Here is a 20,912-nt window from a genome sequence, read left to right as displayed (position 1 = left end):
ATGACACTAAAACACATATTAGAGACATATACTGTCGACCCACACCCCCAGCACACACCCCCTCGCCCCTCCCATTCTCACCTCAGCGGCACATAAGTCGGAACTTTATCCCGCCCACGAGGTTCAATTTAAAATAGCAATTTTCGACCATCGTTCTCTTCCCCACAACCCCGCTTCCCTCCCCTTGAGGGTTCAACAGCGCGCAAGGTGAAAGAGACGCAACACGATCCGCGACGGCGCGGTCCTGCGCCGCCGATGAGACTTGGCTTCCCGAAAGGCTGCGCAGATGAATATTCGTACTCAAGTGAAAACCCACTCCCACGCCTTCGCGGCCACGCGGATCGCGGACAATGTGCTCGACCTTATTGGCCAGACGCCGATGGTGCGCCTGCCCCGCTATCTCGACCGCGAGGATGTCAATCTGGTCGCCAAGGTCGAGGCGCTGAACCCCGGTGGCAGCGCCAAGGATCGGCCTGCGCGGCACATGATCGAACGCGCCTTGGCGGACGGTCGCCTCAATCCCGGCGACACGGTGGTTGAATCCTCCTCCGGCAATATGGGCATCGGGTTGGCGCAAGCTTGTGCAGTGCATGGGCTGCGATTCATCTGCGTCGTTGACCCCAATGCGCAGTCCCAAAATGTGGCGATCATCCGCGCCTTGGGCGGTCAGATTGAACTGGTCGATCACGCGCCTGACGGAGATTTCCTCGCCGCGCGTCTGGATCGGGTCGCCAAGCTTTTGGAGGAAGACTCCCGCCGTTTCTGGCCCAATCAGTATGCCAACCTCGACAACCCAGAGTCCCACGAGCTCGGCACCATCGCCGAGATTGACGCGGCGCTTGGCGGGCAGATCGATGCGCTTTTCGTCGCCTGTTCCAGCACTGGCACGGCGCGAGGGTGTCGCGATTACCTGCGCCGGATGGGACGCAAAACGAAAGTCGTCGCGGTGGATGCCATGGGCAGCACGCTGTTCAACGGCACCGCGGGCCCGCGCAAAATTTCAGGCATGGGCGCGGGTCGTATCCCCGAGCTGGCCAAGGGGCAGGAGTTTGATGATCTCGTCCGCGTTTCCGATGTGACCTGCGTCGCCGGCTGCCGTCGCGCCGTTGCGCGTGAAGGGCTGCTGGTCGGCGGCTCCGGCGGTGGTGTGCTTGAGGCGGTGCGCGGGATGCAAGACGAACTTGCCGGTCTGACCGTCGCGGCAATTATCCACGATTCCGGCTCGCGCTATCTGGGCACCGTTTTTGATCCCGATTGGGTGGAGCGGGAACTGGGGATTTGCGAGGCGGATGTGACCGCATTGGCAGGATTGGCCCCCGCGGATTCATGAGCGACACAGAGATTGCAATCGTCGGCTGCGGCCCCAAGGGGCTCTACGCGCTGGATAGCCAGTGCGAGGCGGCGCGGCGCAGCCCTCGGCACCGATTTACCGTTCATATTTTTGAACCCTCGGCGCAGCCCGGGGCGGGGCCGATCTATGATCCGCGCCAGCCGGAGGTGCTGCTCATGAACTTCCCCGCGGGTCTGATCAACGCCTGGACCGGTGGGCGCGGGCCGTCGTTTTTGGAATGGGCGGCGCGGAGCCCGAAGCCCGTCGATGCCGGAGACTATGTGCCCCGTGCGCATGTGGGGCGGTATCTGTTCTGGAGCTTTGAACGTGTCGTCGCACAAGCCCCGTCGAATGTGAGACTAATCCGGCATAAAACGCGCGTCGAGGCGGTGAACCGCAATGGGGATCAATGGAGTATCTCCCCCCAAAACATCACCGTTGATCACGTCCTGATCACCACCGGTCACCAAGACGGGTTTCGTCAGGGCGAGGCCGACACGCGCAACCATATCCCCTCCCCCTTCCCCATCGATCAGCGTCTGACCCAGGTCGCTGTGCCGCCCAACTCTACCGTGCGCTGCAAGGGCTTCGCACTCACCTTCATCGATACGATGCTCGCACTGACCGAAGGGCGCGGCGGGGTCTTCGCCCTCTCCGCCACCGGCTATATCTATACACCGTCAGGACAGGAGCCGCGCCGCATCGCCCCCTTCAGCCGCAGCGGTCGCCCGATGCGCGCCAAGGTCGAGGCGGCATTGTTCACCCAACCGCAAGACGACGCCTTTTGGGACGAAAGACGTACCGATCTTTCGCACATCCTGCGCACCCCTAACGCGACCTTCACCCACCACATCTGGCCCGCGTTTTTGTCTTTCGCCGATCAGGTTCTGGGCAACCCCTCCGGCACCAGCGCCGACTTCTTCACCCACCGGACCGAAACAACCTTCACCCCCGATGAAATCCGCCAAGACCTGCGCATCGGCTATGACATCGCCATGGGGCGCCGCGCTCAAGACAGCGCTTGGGCCTTGGCCGAGGTCTGGCGCCGCTGCTATCCGCAGCTCATCAACTGGATCAGCCACCGCGATATCGCCCCCGACGACGCCCACCACTTCCGCCAGATCGCGGCAGAGATGGAGCGGCTCGCCTTCGGCCCGCCCGCGCAGAGCATCGGCAAGCTGATCACGTTGGAACAGGCGGGCATCGTTAGCTTTGACCATATGACGGGCGACGCCGCGGCAGATGTTACGATCAACGCCACGATCCCACCCGCTGGCGGTGCCGCGCTTGCCGCCCCGCTCGACGGTCTCCTGCGCGACGGGCACCTTAGTATCGGCACAATGCGCGGTGTTAGGGTCGATAAAAACGCCCACACCCTGACACGTGACGGCACCGCCAAGGGCCTCTCCGTCATCGGCCGTGCCACCGAAGGCTGCGTGCTTGGCAATGACACGCTGTCGCGGTCCCTGCATGATCTTCCCGAAAACTGGGCCACCGCCGTCGTGCAAAGCGCCCGCCAATCCAACGCGCTGGAGCATTCCCTATGACCATCCCCCAATCTATCTTCAGCCCCTGCCACGGCGTCGTGCCCCTGCGCCCGCGGCTGGAAAACTGGATGGCAGAACTGCTGCAGGATCGCCCCCGTCTCGACGCGTTGACCGACCGCTTTGGTGCCCCGCTCAACATCCAGTCCGTCGATCCCTTCCGCCGCAATATCGCGCAGCTGACGGATTGCGTGACCGACTATGGCCTACCCTTCCTGCCCATGTTTGCGCGCAAGGCGAATAAATGTCTCAGCTACGTGCAGGCCGCGCGGGATATGGGCATCGGCATCGATACGGCCAGCCATGCGGAGGTGGAACAATGCCTTGAACAGGGGCTGCCGGGCGACCGGATCGTCTGCACCGCCGCCGTCAAGGATCGTGCGCTGATGACCCTTTGTGTGGGTGGCGGCGTGACCGTGATCCTTGATAACGAAGACGAGTTGGAACTGCTGGAGGACGTAGCAGAAGGGGCGACCAAGCCCGTCTCTGTCGGCCTGCGCCTCAACGGGTTTGAGCGTGATGGGACAAAACTCTATTCGCGTTTCGGCTTTCCGATGACGCAGGTCCCTACCCTCGCCGCGCGTATTGGCGCGTCTGAAACGCTCCGCCTCGACGGGCTGCATTTCCACCTCAACGGCTATAGCGCCGAGGATCGCATCGCCGCGATCCTGCAAACGCTCCCCCTGATCCACAAGATCAAGGGCGACAGCACCGCGCCCTTCTTCCTTGATATCGGCGGCGGCATCCCGATGAACTACCTCGACGACGCGGCGGAGTGGGAGGCATGGCTGGCCGAGCTTGATCGCGCCGTCGCCGGTGAGCGCGACCCTATCACCCAGCATAACGACGGGCTGGGGCGCAAAGCGGGCGGTGAAGGCAAGGTCGACAGTTACCCCGTTGCCCAAACGCTGGTGCAAGAAGACTGGATGCGCCGCATCCTCGACCACATGGCCGACGGTCAAACCGTGGCCGCACACCTAAGGGATGCCCATATCTCCCTGCGCTGCGAGCCGGGGCGCTCTCTGCTGGACGGCTGCGGCATGACCCTCGCCCGCGTCGCCTTTTGCAAGCGCGACAGCGCCGGCACCCCCGTAATCGGCGTGCAAATGAACCGCACCCAGTCCCGCTCCGGCTTCGCCGAATTCGCGATAGATCCGCTCATGGTCCCCGGCCCCGGCCCGCGTAAAGGGCCTATCGAAGGCTATCTCGCCGGCACCTATTGCACCGAAAGCGAATGGCTGACGCGGCGCAAGATGTCCTTCCCCCAAGGTGTCAAAGCAGGCGACCTCATGGTCTTTCCCAATACCGCCGGCTACCTGATGCATTTCCTCGAAAGCCGCTCGCACCAGTTCCCACTGGCGCGGAACGTGTTTGTGACGGAAGGGAATTCGGGGGCGGTGACGCTGGATGATATCGACACGGGGTAGTCGCCCTTAGAAGGCGTGGACAATCTCTGACACCAATGCGGCCGTATTCTTGACGTTGAATTTCCGCATCAGCCGCGCGCGATGCACCTCTACCGTCCGGTGCGAGATATTGAGCGCCTCGCCGATTTCGCGCGAGGTGCGGCCGTTAACCAGATGATGCGCCACTTCGCGTTCCCGTGGGCTGAGGTCGACTGAACGATAGCTCTTGTCCGCGATCTTCTCGAACGACCAGATCATCAATGAAAACGGGTCCTGCGGGGATAGCGTCGCCCCCTTGGCCTGCACCCAGAAGATGGTCTTGTCCGACGCCTGCATAAAGCGTTCATCTTCATAATGCGTATCGCCCGTCTCGCGCATACGTGCCTCGCAACGCTCCCCGATCTGGTTGAAATCGGCAGTCGATGGGTAAAGCCGCTGCACCGACCGGTTGATCAGATCAGCCCTCGTGTAGCCGAACAACCGTTCCACCGCCTTGTTGGCCTCGATGATGCGGCGATAGCGCACAATGATCTGCGCCACGGGTGATTCCTGAAACCCGAGGCTGGAGGCTTTTTGGGTGGTAGAGGTATCGATCATCTGCATTTCTACTTAGTCCACTACGTAGTGATACGTATCATATTACGTGTTTCTACCAATAGATCGCGGCTCTGACATCCGTAAAATGATCCTCATATCAGGGAGGATAGTATGACCACCGGAGTTTCCATCGTCGGGAGCGGCCACACGCAATTTGGCCGTCTGCAAGAAAACCTTGAAGAGCTGATCGTCGGCGCAACGCGCGAAGCGGTCGAGGAGTCCGGCATTGATCCCAATGATATCGACGCTGTTTTTCTGGGGCATTTCAACTCCGGCATGGTGACGGACGGTTTCGCGTCCTCGCTGATCCATCAGGCCTATCCGCAGCTGCGGTTCAAACCGGGGATGCGGGCCGAAAACGCCTGCGCCTCAGGCTCGGCCGCGATCCATGCGGGGATGAACATGATCCGCGCAGGGCAAGCGCGCACCGTGCTTGTCGTCGGGGCGGAAAAGATGACCAGCCGCAATACCAAAGAGGTTACGCAGGCGCTGGCCGGTGCGGGATACCAGAATGATCCGGCCGAAGCGTCGCTGAGCTTTCCGCAAGTCTTTGGCGTGGCCGCGCGCGACTATGATGCGCGCTATGGCAGCCCGCTGGACGCGATGGCCAAGATCGCGGTGAAAAACCACGCCAACGCCATGTCCAACCCGCTGGCACATATGCATAAAGAGTTCACCTTCGAACATTGCAGCACCGTGTCCGAAATGAACCCCGAGATCGCGCCGCCGCTCCGGTTGACCGATTGCTCGCTGGTGACCGATGGGGCCGCGGCCCTGATCCTCACGACCGACGAAAACGCGGCGACCTTCCCCAAATCCGTGGCCATGCGTGCGGCGGAGCATGTGAATGATTTCCTGCCCATGTCGCGCCGTGATTTTCTGGCATTCGAAGGCCCCGAACGCGCCTTTGCGCAGGCGTTCAAAGCGGCCAATGTCACACTTGAGGATATCGATTTCGCCGAGGTCCACGACTGCTTTACCATCGCGGAACTGCTGACCTACGAAGCGATGGGGCTCGCCTCCAAGGGTCAAGGCGTGCGCGCGTTGGAGGATGGCACCGTCTATCGCGGCGGTGCGCTGCCGGTGAACCTGTCGGGCGGGCTGAAGGCCAAGGGGCATCCCGTCGGCGCGACAGGTGTTTCCATGCATGCGCTGGCCTTCCGTCAGCTGACCAACCAAGCCGGTGATCTGCAAGTCCCCGATGCCGAACTGGGGCTGCTGTTCAACATGGGCGGCTCTGCCGTGGCCAACTATGTCTCGGTGCTCGAAGCGCGCAAGGTCTGATTACATATGAATATTTCTGAATGGCTGCTTCAGGCCGCACGGGTGTCCCCCGATGCGCCGGCAATCCGCTGCGGCTTGGATCTGCACGCGACCTATGGGCAGTTCGCGGCGCGTAGCGCGGGCATGGCGACCTATCTCAAGGACACTTTAGGCATCCGAAAAGGCGACCGCGTGGCGCTGTTCATGCAGAACTGCCCCGAATATCTGGAGATCCTGCACGCGGTATTGTGGATGGGCGCGATTGTCGTGCCGATCAATTACAAGCTGCACCCGCGCGAAGCGGCTTGGATCATCGGCGATGCCGAGGCCCGCGTTGTCGTGACCCAAACCGGCACGGTGTTCGCAAGCGGCATCGAGCTTGCCGAGACCTGCATTGAACGCGGCATCCACGATCCCGCGCTGACCGCTGCGGCACAATCGAGCGCGGAAATCACGCCCCCCGTCGACACAGGCAAAGACGATGTGGCCTGGCTGTTCTATACCTCGGGCACCACGGGGCGGCCCAAGGGGGTGATGACCACCCACGGCAACCTCATCGCGATGTCACTGGCCTATGCGATGGATGTGGACAGCCCCACCGCCCGCGATAATTCGCTTTATGCAGCGCCTATGTCGCATGGCGCGGGGCTTTATCACTTCCCGATCATCCGCGCCGGGGGCTGCCATGTGATCCCCCGGTCCGGCGGGTTCGATCCGGCCGAGATCGCAGAGCTGGCGCAGGCGCTGGACAACCTCGTGTTTTTCGCCGCCCCCACGATGATCAAACGCCAGATCGCCCATGCGCGTGCCACGGGCTATGACGGTACGGGCATCAAGACCATCATCTACGGTGGCGGTCCCATGTATCTCGCCGATATCGAAGAGGGGCTGGCCGTCTTCGGTGCGCGGTTTGTCCAGATTTACGGTCAGGGCGAATGCCCCATGACCATCACCGTCCTGCCCCGCGATCTTGTGGCCGACACGGCCCACCCCAACGCAGATGCGCGGCGCGGGTCGGTCGGGTTTGCGCAGGCGGGCGTGCAGGTGCGGGTCGTCGACGGTGACATGCGCCCCCTGCCCGCGGATGAGGTTGGCGAGGTCGTCGTCTCCGGCGATGCGCTGATGAAAGGCTATTGGGGCAATGAACAGGCCACCGCAGATACCCTCGTGAACGGCTGGCTGCGCACGGGCGATCTGGGGTCGATGGATGCCGATGGCTTCCTGACCCTCACCGACAGATCGAAAGATGTGATCATTTCGGGCGGGACAAACATCTATCCACGGGAGGTGGAGGAGACGCTTCTGGCCCATGAGAACGTGTCCGAAGTGTCGGTGATCGGTGTGCCCAGTCCGGAATGGGGCGAGGATGTCGTGGCCTTTGTCGTTGCAACGGGTGATGGCCCCTGCGACGCGCCGCAGCTGGATGCCTGGTGCAAAAGCCGCATGGCCTCGTTCAAGAAGCCGAAGACATACCACTTTGTTCAGGATCTACCCAAGAACAGCTATGGGAAAGTCCTGAAAACCAGCCTGCGCGAACGTATTGCGCAAGAGCTGGAGGGAGAGCATCAGGCCTGAGCCGCGATGCAGAACAACGCGCGTCAGCTTTTGGCGTGCAGATCGGGAGAGAGAAACATGAAACGCAGAACATTCCTAAAAACCGGCGCCGCCGCCGCATCGGGTGCCTTTACGCTGGCCGCCCCCTCGCTTGCGCTGGCCGCAACATCGCTGAAATTCGACAGCTATGTGTCGGATTCCGCGGGCCCCTCGTGGATCGACCGCTGGTATCTGGACGAGCTGGAAAAACGCACCGAAGGCGAGGTTTCCATCCGCCGCTATTGGTCCGGATCGCTGAACAAGGTGGGCGAACATCTGGGCGCCGTGCGCGATGGCACATCCGAGATGACGTTGATTTCACCCGGCTACTACCAATCTGAACTGCCCGTGACCCGCGGGTTGGAATGGTATTTCCGCATGAACCGCGCCGACGCGCTGCAAAAGGTCTGCCGCGATGTTTACGATCAATTCGACCCGCTGCGCGCGGAATGGGAAGATCGCCACCGCTCCAAAGTGCTCTACTGGACCAACTGGAACTACGCGCCGCTGATCCTGCGCGACCCGATCACCTCGCTTGAAGACATCAAGGGCAAACGCATTCGCGCCTACGGTGTCTCTGCCGATGTGGTCGAAGCGCTTGGCGGTACGGCGGTCGCTATGGCCGCACCCGAAGTGTACCAAGCGCTGGAGCGTGGCATTCTCGACGGTGTCTACGGGTTCGATTTTGTAACCGCGATTGCCTATAAACTGCATGAAATCGCGCCGCAGTTCTATGACATTGGCGACGGCCCCCACGCCCCAGCCGCGACGATCATGAACAAGCGGGTTTATGACGGGCTTCCCGACGACGTGCGCAAGATCTCGGACGAGATTGTCGATGACATCTATGGCGGGCAGTTCAGCGCGATCTACGAAGATGTGCTTGCGACCTATGTCAAAACCGCTGAAGCCGAAGGCGTCACGCTGAGCACCGTTTCTGACGAGCAAAAGGCCATGGCCAAGGAACTGGTCCAGCCCGCGCAGGTGAATTCCTGGCTTGAGGATACCGCGAAACCCGCAGGTATCGATGGCGAAGAAATGCAGTCCTTGATCGATGCCGCGATCAAGAAGTACGACGCCGAAGCAACGCTGAAACGCCCTTACGAGATCAGCCAGGCATCGTAATCGGCTGGGGGCGATCGCATTTAGCGAAGGATTAAATCATGCAAACGATCAACAGTTTACTGAAAATCGTGTCCGATGTGCTCGGTGCGGTCGCCATGCTATTTCTCGCGTTCCTTGTGTTCGGCACCACGCTTGACGTTTTGGTGCGTGCCCTCACGGGGAGCCCGATCACCGGCGTTTTCGAATTTACCGAACTGGCGCTGGTGATGGTCGTCTTCCTCGGCGCGGGATGGGCGCAACGGGACGATGCCCATATCCGCGTCACCGTCCTGACAGAGAAACTCTCCCCCGCCGCCCGCGCCCGTGTTGTCGCGTTGGCCTGGGCAATCGGGGCGCTGGCATTGCTGATGCTGGCGATCCCCGCCACGCATGAGGCGATTTATTCCGTCTCTATCCGGGAATTCCGCTGGGGTTACGTCAAGATCCCGATCTGGTGGACAAAGGCCAGCTTGGCCGCGGGCCTGTGGTTCGCCTTCATCCAGATGGCGATCCAATCTCTTCAACTTTTTCTCTTCGGGGAGCCTGCTAAGACAAAGCAGGCGTCCCCCGATCTTCACTGACGTCAGGAAGCCCCGATGGATCCGTCCTTTGCCCCCTATATCGCCGTCGCGCTGATCATCCTGCTGATGGCATTCGGCGCGCCGGTATTTGCCGCGCTGGCGCTGTCCGGCGCCGTCGGTATCGTCTTGGTCGAAGATTTCGCGTTTCTGATGACGCGGCTCAAGTCGATCTCATACTCCACCACTGCCGTCTACACGCTCACGATCATCCCGCTGTTCATCCTGATGGGTAGCTTCGCGCATCACGCGCAAGTGGGCAAAAAGCTGTTCGACGTTGCCAGCCGCTGGGTCGGGCATCTGCCCGGCGGATTGGCTATGGCAGCGATCCTGACCAGCGCCGGTTTTGCGGCCACATCTGGCTCAAGCGTGGCCACTGCCGCCACCGTGGGTTCCGTCGCCATCCCCGAGATGAAGAAGGCGGGGTATCAGGGCAGCCTTTCGGCCGGGGCAGTCGCGGCTGGGGGCGTGCTGGGTGTGCTGATCCCGCCAAGTGTCCTACTGATCTTCTATGCCGCGCTGACCGAAACCTCGGCTGGCAAGATGCTGGTCGCCGGGTTCCTGCCGGGGCTGCTGACCGCGATCATGTTCATGGTCGGCATCTATTTCATCGCCCGTCGCGGCGATATGCGCCACGCGGTCACCCCACGCGCCAGCTGGGGCGAGGCCGTGCGCGAAACGGGCAAAGCGTGGCAGGTTATGGTGCTGTTCATCGTCGTGATGGGCGGGATCTATCTGGGCCTCGTCACCCCGACAGAGGCGGGCGCCGTCGGTGCTTTTGTCGCCTTGATCATGCTGCTCATGCACCGCCCCAGCTGGCCCGGTATGCTGGGCCGTATCGTGGCGAGTTTCCGGTCCACCATCGACACCACGGTCATGATCCTCTTCACCATGATCGGCGCCGCCGTCTTCAGCTATTTCCTGACGCTGATCCAGGTGCCCAACCAATTGGCCGAGGCGGTCGTCGGCTCTGGTCTGCCGCCGTATTTCATCGTGGCGATGCTGCTTCTGGTCTTTGTCCCTCTGGGGATGTTCCTCGATGCCTTCTCGATGATGGTCATCACCATCCCGATCATGTTCCCCACGATCCAATCACTCGGCTTTGATCCGATCTGGTTTGGCATTCTGGCCGTCAAGATGTGCGAGATCGGCCTCATCACGCCGCCGGTCGGGCTGAACTGCTATGTCATCGCCGGTATCGACCGTGAAACACCCCTGCCCCAGATCTTCCGCGGTGCGCTGTGGTTTGTCCTGCTGGAGGTCATTACGATCATGATCCTCTTCGCCTTCCCGATCATCACCACCATCCTGCCGAACTGGATGGGATCTTAAGGCTTCACCGGCGCGCCCTCCACAGACGCGCCGGTGGCCTATCTTACGCCCGCGGTTCGCTGCGCAGACCTTTGTAGATCGTGTAACACATTACCAGCATCAGAATACTGAACGGCACGCCGGTGGCCGTGACCCCTGCTTGCAGCGCCGACAAACCGCCGCCGATCAGCAGGACGATGGCGATCAACCCTTCGACCACACACCAGAAGATCCGCTGCGGCACCGGCGCGTCGATCTTGCCGCCTGCGGTGATCGTATCCACCACCAGCGAGCCGGAATCCGAGGATGTCACAAAGAACACCAGCGCCAGCACGATCGCGATGGTGGATGCGGTCTTGGTGAACGGCAGCTCGTTCAACATGCCAAAGAGGCTCAGCTCGGGCGAATAGCTGTCGATCACATTGGCTTTCACCAGCGAAGTCTCGGGGGAGGTCAGGATCTGGTCGATGGCGATACCGCCAAAGACCCCCATCCAGACAAAGATGATCAACGACGGGATCAGCAGAACGCAGACGATGAACTCCCGCACCGTGCGCCCTTTGGAGACGCGCGCGATGAACATGCCGACGAAAGGCGCCCAGGAGACCCACCAGGCCCAGTAAAACGCCGTCCACCCCTCGCGGTAGGCGTCATCCCCGCGGCCAAAGGGGTTCGACAGTGGGATCAGCTCTTGCGTATAGGCGATCAGGCCGGTCCAGAAACCGCTCAACCCGATCAGGGTTGGCCCCGCAAAAAGCACGAAGAGGAAGAACAGGATCGCGACGCCCATGTTGACCTCGGACAGCACCTTTACCCCGCCGTCCAACCCACGCCAGACCGAGACAAGGGCGACGGCTGTGACCAGAATGATGATGATCACCTGAACATTCGTCGAAATCTCGAGCCCGAAGGCAAAGTTGAAGCCCGCATTGGCCTGCTGCGCTCCAAGACCCAGCGACGTGGCCAAGCCGAACAGCGTCGCAAAGACCGCCAGAATGTCGATGATATGGCCAGACCAGCCCCAGACCCTCTCGCCCAGGATCGGATAGAAACAGGACCGGATCGAGAACGGCAGACCCTTGTTATAGGTGAACAAGGCCAAGGCCAGCGCCATGATCGCGTAGACCGCCCAGCCGTGCAGCCCCCAATGATAGAAGGTCGCGGCCAGCCCCATGGCACGGGCAGCCTCTACATTCTCGGCAATGATCGACCCGTCCGCAGCAATGGGCGACGGCACCCCAAGCGGGCCCGAGACGTTCATGTGATAGACAGGTTCCAGCACGCCAAAGAACAGCAGCCCGATGCCCATACCGGCGGCAAACAGCATCGCGAACCATGCCGGGTAGGAATATTCCGGCACCGCATCCTCGCCCCCCAAACGCACCTTGGACATGGGCAGAAAGATCAGCACGATGCAGAAGATCACAAAGAAGTTCACGATAATCATGAACATCCAGTCGAGCTTGGTGGTGGCGAAATTACGCACCGCGAGGAAGACCGCCCCCGCTTGATCAGGAAAGATCATCGTGAGCAGCACAAAAACCACCGAGGTGATCCCCGAGATCACGAAAACGGGGTTGTGAATGTCAAAGCCGATGGGGCCAAGGCTGCCGTCGATATTGTCCTGACCGACCTCGAAATCAGTCTCTATCTCGCCGTTTTCTGATGTGGGGTCGGTCATGCTCTCTCCATTCCTATGGCTTATTGTTCGTCTCTAATGCGCGTAAACTTGCGTGTCCCTAAGGTTGAACTAGATCGCCTTACGTGAATGTCCTGCATAATTTGTGGTATGGGTTGAAAGCCTGAGCCTCTCACAGCCGGAAACGGAGCGCCGTAGATGTGCAACCTATACGCTAACACCCTCGCCCCGACCCTCATGCGGCAACTGTTCAAAGTGCGTGCCGAAAACGACCAGCTGGGCAATGCAGAGCCGCTGACGGCGATCTTTCCCAAGGGCACGGCGCCCATCGTGGCGCTGGATGAGGATGGCAACCGCGTGTTGCGCAACACGCACTGGGGGTTCGTGCTGCCGCAAACCTCCAAGAAAACTGGCAAGCCGATCCAGCCCAAGGCGGTGAACAACGCGCGGGACGATAAGCTGCGCAGCTCTCCCTTCTGGAAGGCCAGCTTTACCGAACGCCGCTGCCTGATCCCCGCCTCCAGCTTTTGCGAGGCGAAGGGGCGCAATCCGGCGACCTATATCTGGTTTGGCGTCGCGGGAGATACCCCGCGCCCGCCCTTCGCCCTCGCCGGGATCTGGCGCAGCTTTGCGGGCAACTACGGCACAGCGTATCGCGAGCTCACCACATCCTCGATGATCACGACGACCCCGAATGAACTGGTGAAGGACACCCACCCTGACCGGATGCCCGCGATCCTGGCCCCTGACGACTACGAGGCTTGGCTTACCGCACCGGCGGAGGACGCATTCCGCCTTATTAGACCCTATCCCGCGGAAAGGATGGTGATCCACCAGCAGGGCGAAGATCTGAAATCCGACCACGGCGGGGTGTAAGGCGGCTTATCCCTCTTCGGGACGCAGGGTGTAGCCCTTGGCCCACTCCTCAAATGTCTCGTCGAATTGATCCTGCGGCACATGCTCCAACCCCGGCAGCTCGCGCAGCAGAATATCGAGGTTGCGCCGATCCTGCGCCGACATCTCCGGATGCGCCCTCAGCTGCGCCAGCTTCTGCGGCAAGCGCCGTTCTTCGCGCACGGTGCTGAAATAGAGCGCATAGGGAATAGCCTTGATCTGCGCGACCAGCGTGGCGAATTGCGGCAGCAGGATCTGGCTGAACTGCGCTGTCCCCGGTGGATGCACATCCGACAGCGCAAGAATAGCTCGCCCGGTAGAGACTGCTTGGGTCGTCGAGTAGACGAAACTGACTGACAGGGTCAGCACGACCATCCCCGACACGCCGATCAACGTCGCCACCACGCCCCAAAGCGCGCCGCTGCTCTCATAGGTGCCGCCGCCAAGGGTCGACAGCAAATGCCCGGCATAGATCGCCTTCTCCAGCAAACCCGCCGGCACGCCCGAACTTTGCGAGACAACCGACCCCGCCTGCCCCCACAGGATCAGGGTCCAGCTCAGGCACATCAAGATAATCCACGCCGCCCCGATGCTGACCACCACAAGCGGGCCGCAAACACGATGCACCCAATTCTGTCTTGGCAAACAGCGGATAAGGCAAAACGTCCCCCGCGCCACCCGTGGGGCGAGCGGGCCATTGGCCCCTACCCCCAGCGTCGACATCACGACATCTGCCGTCACCACCAGCAATAAACAGATGCCAAGGATCGCTGATATCATCGCCATGCTCCTCCATCTTCAGGCCGGGCCGCACCATAGGAAATGGCAGCCCGATCCGCATCAGGCTGCCACATATCGTTTCAAATTACGCAGGCTTTACGCCTGCTCACCAAAATCACGCCGCCGCGCGGTCAGGCGTCAGCCCGCCCAACTTTTCACTCAGCGCCTCATACTGCTGCGTTAGGAACTGCAGCTCCGGATCCCCCGCAGCATAGGGCTCGATCGCGCGGTCATAGGCGTCCAGCACATCCGCCTCGTATTTGCGCACCTGCGCTTCGACCCCATCAGGCCCTTCGATCCCGGCCGAGGTCCAATCCAGCGCGGAATAGACCCGATCCGGCGCTTCAAGCGCGCTCGTCTCAACACCAGCGTCCGAAAGATACTTCTCGACCTGAGCAATATTCTCCTTACGCATGACGGTAATCTCGCTCACCAGATCCTTACCCGCGCCATCGTCGAGATCATCCAGCGCCGTCTCATAGGCCGCCTGCGTCCCGCTCAGCACCCGCCAAAGCTCACTCATCGCGTCATTCTTGATCTGCATACTCACACCTTTAGCTATGATTAATGGGAAGCTTCACCGGTGTGGAAGTGACCGGTAAAGCGTTGATATCGTGATCATTATTTCCGAAGAGATAACACGTGCTGCGGGGATTGGTTCCGGTGAGTTTTAACGGAACTGGGGGATTTTTACGCAGAGGTGGAGACGGCTAGTTTTATCTTCGGGCCGCCCTGCCATCTGCGACCGCGCACAAGCCCCATCTGGCGAGGGTTCGACTACTTTGTGTCGCCCCTCAGTTTGGCATTGGCATGATCTGCATCTGCCTGCGCTTTCTCAGCGACAACCCTCAGCTCCGAAGCCTCTTTGGTCAATGCTACCAATTGTTTGTTCAAATCCCGTTCACTTGTCCTTGCCTCTTTCGCTTCTTCCTTCGTCTCAGAAAGAACGCTTTTTAGATCAGCAATACGTTCCGCCGATTGTGATTTCGCTAATTCAGCTGCGGCCTCACCGGCTTTGATTGCTTCCTGAAGCTTGGCAATATCCGCATCCGTCTTTTCCTTGGCTTCAACAGCCAGACGAAGCTCATCCTCTAGCTTTGATATCTGTGCTTCCAACAGCATTCGTTCCCCGACGAAGGTACGCTTTGCATGATCTTTTGCTTCGATCCATACTCGCTTCAGAGTATGATCCATGGCCACGCGAACGCTGTTTGGTATGTCTGCCGATTGCTCTTGGAGCAATTTCCATTCTCGGAGTAACGGTGTGATGGTTTCAAGTGACCCACCACCAAGCACTTCCCGAATGTTCCTATTGGTCGGCTCAGTGCCCTGCTCGATCAATTGTTCAGCCGCCTGGAAAACCCGCTGTTGGTTAATTGCCATTTCTTCCTGCCCTAAATGCCTGCCTTTATACAATGTAACATATTGTAACGTTATGCTCATTACAATATGTTACATATTGGATCTATCTAGGCGATTTCCGTCATATCCTTAGGCGAAGCAGCCTTCTCTTTGCAATGGCTGAGAAACCGGCTTTCATAGCCAGCTTGATCAGGCCGCAAGTAATGACTAGCTAATTACAGAGCGCATTGCTCCCAAGTTTAGACAAACCCAACATGCCCATTGTCAGCCGTGGAGTCTGGAGCGATGCGCTGGATATGGTTTGCACTTATCCGCGAGAATGGTGTGCCCTCAGGCGGACGCGGAAAATATAGGGCACTGACAGTTTAATTTGGCCGTTACAGTTTACAACCTTGGGCGAGAATTCATTCTAATATCACTCGGGAAACTTCGGGAATAATCTCGAACAGGGCTGCTAGCTTCGATACATACAATCTGTCGGGATCGTACCGACTGTGTATTCTTCCGCCGGTTTGACCCACCGTAATGCCCCAATGTACACGTGCTTTGCTGTCCTAGCGCCGCAGCCCTCGCTTGTTCATCAAATCGCCCTTCCGTCCTCAAAGCGTCGGCGAATGCATGCCTAAAAACATATGGTGTAACGTTATGCTTGAGACGAGGGAACGCGCGGCTAGCAATTTTCTTGATGCGTTTCCCAAGACTATTGGTCAATAGCCGCTCCTGTTCGGCTATCGATAGCACCTTTCCAGATGATGAACACGGAGCCGCCGCTTGACGTAACACTAGATGGTTACCGGACCGCGAAATGTGGCAGTATAGCCAAAGCGCTTCGGGACTGTGGCACCCCAAGGTGATCTGGCGTATTGTTTGCCCCTTCGCTTCTACTAATATCTCCTTTTTCGTAGCTGTTTTTGCTCCGTTGATTTTGAACGCAAGCCTTTTCGCCGCATCAACATCCGCTATCGAAACCTCAATGCCTAAACGGGATGAAAATTCCACCGGTCGGCAGCCTGTCAAAATCAAGGTTGCAATCATTGCCCGCTGCAAATCGCCCGTGTCGTCGTCAGCCATCACAAACTGCCAGTAAGTGTCGAACCAACAATAGGTCGGGTCCGATTTGCGTTTACGATCCTGATGCTGATTGAGCGCACGCAACGACGCAATTTGGGCGTTGGGCTTTCTTCTGAATTTAACCGATCGATCAATTTTATATTTTCTTAGCGCTTGATGTGATGGGTCCGGGGGTTGGGCCACAAGAAAAGCCACCGCGCTCCGAAAGCTTTCATAATCAGTCTTATTAAGCGGGCGTTGCGCGGCCCTAAATCTGGCGATTGAAGCACTATCGACGCTTTTGTGAAGCCATTCGCTAAGTTGGAGTGTCGCCTTTGCCGTTGGCCTCTGCGATATTTGGTGCTTCCAGAAAACGGGAGCACTTTCGATCACCAACTGGGCGGCTAAGCGCACCAGCGCGGATCTGTAGGCTTGACGGGTGTTAACGGTCTCCCACCCCCCTGCCATATCTATCCTAAGGAAGGCCTCATACGGATTGTCGCGCGGGCTTTTTTTAGCCAGAGCTGCAGCGCGCACCTCATATTTCTGCCACGTACCCGAAGCAATCAGATCTTCTGCAGCGTACAAGCGGTTCGCTTCCTGCGCAAATGCGTAAGCGATCAAACTATCGGACAACAAGCGCTCCGAAGGTGTGAGGTTCCGCCCAGCTATGGCAGCGGCTGCATCTGTAAGGCTATTCATAGGAAAGCCAGCCACCATGTCAGCGCTGCCTTTGCGGCACTTTGACCAGTTTCCGCCAGAGCCGTAGCATTTGAGGCCGGCTTCTCTGAAATGCCTTCCTCGATTATATGATCGCCGTTCTGCACATAGTGTTCACCCTTGGTCGTCGGGTGAGGATTGTTAATGCAAAGACCAAAGACCCAAGTACAAAGCGACGACGCGCGCCCCTTTAAGCTCAATGGATTTAGAAAGGTATCTACACTCATATCAGCATGCCTCGTCCGTCCAATGCTCAAGAACACAGACCCAAGTCCGGTCATCAGATTTTCCGAGGAACGGCACAAGAGTGAGCCGCAGCCTTGCTGGGTTTAGTGCAATCTCCCCTACTAAATACCTCGGGAACGAAGCTGACGATTCCTGGATCAGATCCAGCGTCAGCGGTGAGATTAAGTGGGGTAGCCCATGAACTGCAGCACAACAGCACATGCAATTCTGGGATAAGCCACCTGCGACTTTGACTTGGATTTTTCTTCCTATGGCATCCAGCAGCAAGTCGCATGCATAGGTCGCTTGTTTTGGATGACGCTGCAAAACACCCGCGTATGCCGGTCGCCGAAAACCTGCCAAGATTAATTTTGCCGTTTCAAGCTTTAGCTTTTTAAATGGTGATCTATTGAGATCGGTAGCCTGGGTCATATTAAATCCCCCTCTTGGTAGGAGATTGTCACGGCCCATTAACACAAAGTAAAAAGCTTTCAGCAGCATCGTCCTAAGCGTGTGAATGGCTCCAACGAGGATAAGACAGGTTTTGTAGATGTCGCACTACCAGAGCAGTGCAGCACAAGACTTGGTACGTCAGCGACCGAGGAAGTTAAATCTGAACCAGCGGAAGGCTATAATCACGCACGTTTGCACTACGTGATAACACCACTGCTCACTAAATTTCCGCGGTTTTTGGAGTTACGTCTACCGAGGCGGAACAATTAAATTCAACCTATAGGTGCATTAAGGAAGGCGCAAAGCACAATAGATTTAGTAGTTAGATAAAGTCCAGCAGTGCTGACACCGCATCTGCAGGGCTTTATCAGATAGTTATTTAATGCCCTGTACCTCGTATGATCATCAATCGTTCAGGGCGTGGGAATTGGCCAGTGTCATCTCAAAGTATTGAAGACCGGTTGTCCATCGAGTTCTCCATCTTCGTATTCTTCGAAGATCGCTGTTTCGCTAATCCGCACCTGAATGTTTGGCATAAGGGACCTGAGAGTTTGTGCAACCCCGTTCACGCAACCGGAGCTGTCATCTAATGTTGCCCAAGCACCAGTTACCGTGATCTCGGATGTTTCGAGATGCCTACTCAAGAACTCCGCTGCGTCATCGGGTCCATCGAAATATTCATCCAGGCAATATGAACGATTTTCCTGCCAGCCATCATAAGCTACCTCGCCCGTGTCGCAACCGTACATACGAACTGCTGAAATCGAATTTGGACACCCTATGCGTTCCGCAGCGAGAATAGCATTGGACAGCCCCTTCTCGATTACGTCGTCAAACCCGCGTTGGATTTCATCCGATAAAAATCCATCGATCACCGCAAAGTGCCCCTCGTGTGATAGAATTTCCTCTGCAACTGCATTGCGGTATTCGCGTGCCTTACGCCCCAATTGGGATTCTGCTGATCCGAACATACCGCCAGGGAGGACAAGCACGAGGGTTTTCGGTAACTCAATATGGGTTGTTTTTGGCGAGATATTGGAGTCGTTGGTCATGGTATTTCCTTGTATGAGAAATTTGAAACTGCATTCTGTTCTTGAATGCTCGGTCAAATTATCTCTGCAGGATTAAACTGAGATTTAAATTTTCGGGATTTGAAAAGACTCATTCGTCAATGTTGGAGTCGAGGGCTTTTATCGCCCCACCGTCGGACCTCGGAATTAAATAATGCCTTTACCCAGCTAGACCGCGGTCCATCCTATGGGCACGGCAGCAGAACCCACGTTTCACTGGTATATCTCGTTCGCAGCATTTCAAGCGCACTTGGACTACCGAAATACACCACCAAGAGTTCATGGGGGAAGCTATTAGGTACTCTACCGTTATTCCTTATCGGATAGTAGTTCCTATAAGGGGCAGGGACGTCGCATCCAAATTTGAGATGCTCCTTCAACATCTGCAGCGAGCAGTACAACCTGTGAAAATTATCTCGTAAGGATACAAAAGCCCTAAGACATTTTAGTGTAAACTACTTCTTTTCCTATATGTGCAGCACGGTAGAGTGGATCATAAGAACTTCGATTTTACGTATGCCTTGGTATTCAACAGAACTTAGCCTCGAGAGTGGTGACCGGATCTCCTCTATGATCCATCCCGGTAGCGACCCACCATAACAATCACCTTCTGTCACCTTAAACTGACATGCAATCTAACGCTGTGGAGTTTCTTGACCGCGGTCAAGAAACTCATATGCGGTCAAGCTGTGTGCATAGCACTTTTTCAAAATAGGCATCGGGGTGCTTAATCGTACCGGCGCGGGCTAACAGGTAGTCGAAGACTAGAAGCAGTTTGCCTGCGCCTGCCATTTGGATGCCACGTTTCAATCTATCTTGTCTCACTCTAAGCAGTTTACCTAGGTCATACAGAATGCGGTTAAGGGTTTCCCCTGAGTGAGGAGGGACCGGGAAAAGTCCTGCTACATGGGTGAAGTCTTCCCAAGCCATCTTCTGAGGATCACGCTTAATCTTGACCTGGTTTGGCGACGGTTGTTCATCCTGTTCCGCTGTTTTTATAGCAATCTTATTAATATCTTTTGTTGTAGACTCTATGTGCCGGACATTTTGTCCGTTTGTGGCGGTCAGCTCAATTGGATCGAGTTTATCTGATCGCTGTTCGTCAGCTTGTAAAATGACTCCTGCATTGGCGTTTACTTCTGTGTACCTCTCACCGTAGCAGGCGTCTGTGGCGGCACCCATGGCTCGGAGCTCCGAGATAATGCTTAGAACTGCGTCCACGGTCAAGGTTGCTCGCCGCAAGATATTTCTAAACATATGTAAGGTAGAGAGTCTTTCTTCGTCGAGGTTTGTCTGACGAAGGAGAGACGCACGAAGTGCTAAGGCTTCGGTCTTCAGTGACCGTAGGCGCTCGAGTTCTTCGGTAAGCTGTGACGCCTGCATCGTGAGAGTGTCGTACCGTTGGATCAAGGGCTTCAGGTCGATGCCGAAAGCGTCCTTAATCACACCTCCATACCGTAACGGGAAGCGTTTACCATTTGCGGAACTCTTCCGTTCAATCAGTTCAGCCGCTGAGAGGCGCCCAAGGCTGCGACGAAGTGTTCTTTCGTCAAGACCATTGGACCTTTCTGACAACGAAGCGTTCGATGGGAAGACGACTGTAAGTGCAAACTGCCGGTTATCCAGACCTCCACGTCTCTCACGGGGAAGGAAGCTGATGAGTGCGGTCAGCACGGCTAGGTCGTTGGTCGTCAGGCCGAGCTCTTTTCTCAGAATGCGAACCGGGCCTAACAGCTCATATGGGTTAGAGTAGGGTAAGTCTGTCCGTTCCGCCAAGGCGGTTCGTGTTTTATTTTGATGTTCCATGGTGTTTCGGAAGAAAAAGCATCCCCGTTCACCGCCAGCGGTGTTGAAATCGATTCGATTTGGGGGTATCAATTAGGTGTCGAGACTAATTGAGGCCCTTCGGAAGTATCGCTTTCGGGGGGTCTTTATTTTTCTAGCCGGTCCTCCTTTCGTTTGCTGCTCGTTGTTTTTGCCGTCTTGACCGCGG

19 protein-coding genes are annotated in these 20,912 nt (G+C 57.7%); 9 read left to right on the top strand and 10 right to left on the bottom strand.

Annotated features, from left to right (window positions below):
• The first annotated feature begins 286 nt into the window (after positions 1-286).
• From sbnA to B3849_RS14210, 3 genes are read left to right on the top strand one after another with little or no spacing between them, the layout of a single operon-like run.
• On the top strand, positions 287-1,330 hold the full coding sequence (sbnA, locus tag B3849_RS14220; RefSeq protein ID WP_286780333.1) for a 2,3-diaminopropionate biosynthesis protein SbnA: 1,044 nt from the start codon (positions 287-289) through the stop codon (positions 1,328-1,330).
• On the top strand, positions 1,327-2,877 hold the full coding sequence (locus B3849_RS14215) for an FAD/NAD(P)-binding protein (protein ID WP_286780332.1): 1,551 nt from the start codon (positions 1,327-1,329) through the stop codon (positions 2,875-2,877). Before sbnA ends, B3849_RS14215 begins: the two co-directional genes overlap by 4 nt.
• Entirely contained in the window at positions 2,874-4,301 is a 1,428-nt protein-coding gene (locus B3849_RS14210) for a Y4yA family PLP-dependent enzyme (RefSeq protein ID WP_286780331.1), read from the top strand. The genes B3849_RS14215 and B3849_RS14210 overlap by 4 nt, the downstream gene beginning before the upstream one ends.
• 6 nt (positions 4,302-4,307) lie before the next feature.
• Here B3849_RS14210 and B3849_RS14205 read toward each other — a convergent pair whose 3' ends face one another.
• On the bottom strand, positions 4,308-4,883 hold the full coding sequence (locus B3849_RS14205; RefSeq protein ID WP_037941581.1) for a PAS and helix-turn-helix domain-containing protein: 576 nt from the start codon (positions 4,881-4,883) through the stop codon (positions 4,308-4,310).
• Positions 4,884-4,988: 105 nt separating this feature from the next.
• Between B3849_RS14205 and B3849_RS14200 the strand changes: the two genes are divergently transcribed.
• Genes B3849_RS14200 through B3849_RS14180 form a run of 5 tightly spaced genes read left to right on the top strand, consistent with a single transcriptional unit; the run spans position 4,989 to position 10,747 of the window.
• Positions 4,989-6,161, top strand: a complete 1,173-nt coding sequence (locus tag B3849_RS14200) for an acetyl-CoA acetyltransferase (RefSeq protein WP_286780330.1) — start codon at positions 4,989-4,991, stop codon at positions 6,159-6,161.
• Between the two features lie 6 nt (positions 6,162-6,167).
• A complete protein-coding gene (locus B3849_RS14195; RefSeq protein WP_286780329.1) occupies positions 6,168-7,715 on the top strand; it encodes a class I adenylate-forming enzyme family protein in 1,548 nt (515 codons plus the stop codon).
• 57 nt (positions 7,716-7,772) lie between these two features.
• The gene (locus B3849_RS14190; RefSeq protein ID WP_286780328.1) at positions 7,773-8,858 is read left to right on the top strand and encodes a C4-dicarboxylate TRAP transporter substrate-binding protein; all 1,086 of its coding nucleotides are present in this window, start codon (positions 7,773-7,775) and stop codon (positions 8,856-8,858) included.
• A gap of 38 nt (positions 8,859-8,896) precedes the next feature.
• Positions 8,897-9,418, top strand: coding sequence for a TRAP transporter small permease (locus B3849_RS14185; RefSeq protein WP_286780327.1), 522 nt, complete (start codon positions 8,897-8,899; stop codon positions 9,416-9,418).
• A 15-nt stretch (positions 9,419-9,433) separates the two neighbouring features.
• Positions 9,434-10,747, top strand: a complete 1,314-nt coding sequence (locus B3849_RS14180; protein ID WP_005854381.1) for a TRAP transporter large permease — start codon at positions 9,434-9,436, stop codon at positions 10,745-10,747.
• Between the two features lie 43 nt (positions 10,748-10,790).
• Here the strand turns inward: B3849_RS14180 and B3849_RS14175 are convergent, their stop codons facing one another.
• A complete protein-coding gene (locus B3849_RS14175; protein WP_132998275.1) occupies positions 10,791-12,407 on the bottom strand; it encodes a BCCT family transporter in 1,617 nt (538 codons plus the stop codon).
• Between the two features lie 156 nt (positions 12,408-12,563).
• On the opposite strand from B3849_RS14175, the gene B3849_RS14170 reads away from it, so the two are divergent.
• Entirely contained in the window at positions 12,564-13,241 is a 678-nt protein-coding gene (locus tag B3849_RS14170) for an SOS response-associated peptidase (protein ID WP_286780326.1), read from the top strand.
• 6 nt (positions 13,242-13,247) lie between these two features.
• On the opposite strand, the gene B3849_RS14165 is transcribed toward B3849_RS14170, so the two are convergent.
• The 8 genes from B3849_RS14165 to B3849_RS14130 form a co-directional block, all read right to left on the bottom strand.
• On the bottom strand, positions 13,248-14,039 hold the full coding sequence (locus tag B3849_RS14165) for a hypothetical protein (protein ID WP_286780325.1): 792 nt from the start codon (positions 14,037-14,039) through the stop codon (positions 13,248-13,250).
• A 115-nt stretch (positions 14,040-14,154) separates the two neighbouring features.
• On the bottom strand, positions 14,155-14,583 hold the full coding sequence (locus B3849_RS14160) for a hypothetical protein (RefSeq protein ID WP_286780324.1): 429 nt from the start codon (positions 14,581-14,583) through the stop codon (positions 14,155-14,157).
• 233 nt (positions 14,584-14,816) lie between these two features.
• Positions 14,817-15,482: a DNA-binding protein gene (locus B3849_RS14155; RefSeq protein WP_286780323.1), complete on the bottom strand. Its 666-nt coding sequence runs from the start codon at positions 15,480-15,482 to the stop codon at positions 14,817-14,819.
• A 303-nt stretch (positions 15,483-15,785) separates the two neighbouring features.
• Positions 15,786-17,087, bottom strand: coding sequence for a hypothetical protein (locus tag B3849_RS14150; RefSeq protein ID WP_286780322.1), 1,302 nt, complete (start codon positions 17,085-17,087; stop codon positions 15,786-15,788).
• Positions 17,088-17,149: 62 nt separating this feature from the next.
• Positions 17,150-17,398, bottom strand: a complete 249-nt coding sequence (locus B3849_RS14145; RefSeq protein ID WP_286780321.1) for a hypothetical protein — start codon at positions 17,396-17,398, stop codon at positions 17,150-17,152.
• A gap of 1 nt (position 17,399) precedes the next feature.
• Positions 17,400-17,828, bottom strand: coding sequence for a hypothetical protein (locus B3849_RS14140; RefSeq protein WP_286780320.1), 429 nt, complete (start codon positions 17,826-17,828; stop codon positions 17,400-17,402).
• Positions 17,829-18,286: 458 nt separating this feature from the next.
• Complete coding sequence (locus tag B3849_RS14135) at positions 18,287-18,901, bottom strand: hypothetical protein (protein WP_286780319.1); 615 nt, start codon at positions 18,899-18,901, stop codon at positions 18,287-18,289.
• Positions 18,902-19,591: 690 nt separating this feature from the next.
• Entirely contained in the window at positions 19,592-20,725 is a 1,134-nt protein-coding gene (locus B3849_RS14130; protein WP_286780318.1) for a helix-turn-helix domain-containing protein, read from the bottom strand.
• Positions 20,726-20,912: the final 187 nt, after the last annotated feature.

Source organism: Sulfitobacter sp. UBA4523 (assembly GCF_002388305.1).
In the GTDB taxonomy this organism is placed as follows: domain Bacteria; phylum Pseudomonadota; class Alphaproteobacteria; order Rhodobacterales; family Rhodobacteraceae; genus Sulfitobacter; species Sulfitobacter pontiacus.
This window is presented reverse-complemented; position numbering and strand designations above follow the sequence as displayed.

What these genes read in the sequence shown, in the direction of transcription:
- B3849_RS14155 (WP_286780323.1), bottom strand. Translation starts at nt 15,482, where the DNA reads ATGAGCATAACGTTACAATATGTTACATTGTATAAAGGCAGGCATTTA.
- B3849_RS14190 (WP_286780328.1), top strand. Translation starts at nt 7,773, where the DNA reads ATGAAACGCAGAACATTCCTAAAAACCGGCGCCGCCGCCGCATCGGGT.
- B3849_RS14205 (WP_037941581.1), bottom strand. Translation starts at nt 4,883, where the DNA reads ATGCAGATGATCGATACCTCTACCACCCAAAAAGCCTCCAGCCTCGGG.
- B3849_RS14165 (WP_286780325.1), bottom strand. Translation starts at nt 14,039, where the DNA reads ATGATATCAGCGATCCTTGGCATCTGTTTATTGCTGGTGGTGACGGCA.
- B3849_RS14145 (WP_286780321.1), bottom strand. Translation starts at nt 17,398, where the DNA reads ATGAGTGTAGATACCTTTCTAAATCCATTGAGCTTAAAGGGGCGCGCG.
- B3849_RS14180 (WP_005854381.1), top strand. Translation starts at nt 9,434, where the DNA reads ATGGATCCGTCCTTTGCCCCCTATATCGCCGTCGCGCTGATCATCCTG.
- B3849_RS14210 (WP_286780331.1), top strand. Translation starts at nt 2,874, where the DNA reads ATGACCATCCCCCAATCTATCTTCAGCCCCTGCCACGGCGTCGTGCCC.
- B3849_RS14200 (WP_286780330.1), top strand. Translation starts at nt 4,989, where the DNA reads ATGACCACCGGAGTTTCCATCGTCGGGAGCGGCCACACGCAATTTGGC.
- B3849_RS14185 (WP_286780327.1), top strand. Translation starts at nt 8,897, where the DNA reads ATGCAAACGATCAACAGTTTACTGAAAATCGTGTCCGATGTGCTCGGT.
- B3849_RS14135 (WP_286780319.1), bottom strand. Translation starts at nt 18,901, where the DNA reads ATGACCAACGACTCCAATATCTCGCCAAAAACAACCCATATTGAGTTA.
- B3849_RS14140 (WP_286780320.1), bottom strand. Translation starts at nt 17,828, where the DNA reads ATGACCCAGGCTACCGATCTCAATAGATCACCATTTAAAAAGCTAAAG.
- B3849_RS14160 (WP_286780324.1), bottom strand. Translation starts at nt 14,583, where the DNA reads ATGCAGATCAAGAATGACGCGATGAGTGAGCTTTGGCGGGTGCTGAGC.
- B3849_RS14175 (WP_132998275.1), bottom strand. Translation starts at nt 12,407, where the DNA reads ATGACCGACCCCACATCAGAAAACGGCGAGATAGAGACTGATTTCGAG.
- sbnA (WP_286780333.1), top strand. Translation starts at nt 287, where the DNA reads ATGAATATTCGTACTCAAGTGAAAACCCACTCCCACGCCTTCGCGGCC.
- B3849_RS14195 (WP_286780329.1), top strand. Translation starts at nt 6,168, where the DNA reads ATGAATATTTCTGAATGGCTGCTTCAGGCCGCACGGGTGTCCCCCGAT.
- B3849_RS14130 (WP_286780318.1), bottom strand. Translation starts at nt 20,725, where the DNA reads ATGGAACATCAAAATAAAACACGAACCGCCTTGGCGGAACGGACAGAC.
- B3849_RS14215 (WP_286780332.1), top strand. Translation starts at nt 1,327, where the DNA reads ATGAGCGACACAGAGATTGCAATCGTCGGCTGCGGCCCCAAGGGGCTC.
- B3849_RS14170 (WP_286780326.1), top strand. Translation starts at nt 12,564, where the DNA reads ATGTGCAACCTATACGCTAACACCCTCGCCCCGACCCTCATGCGGCAA.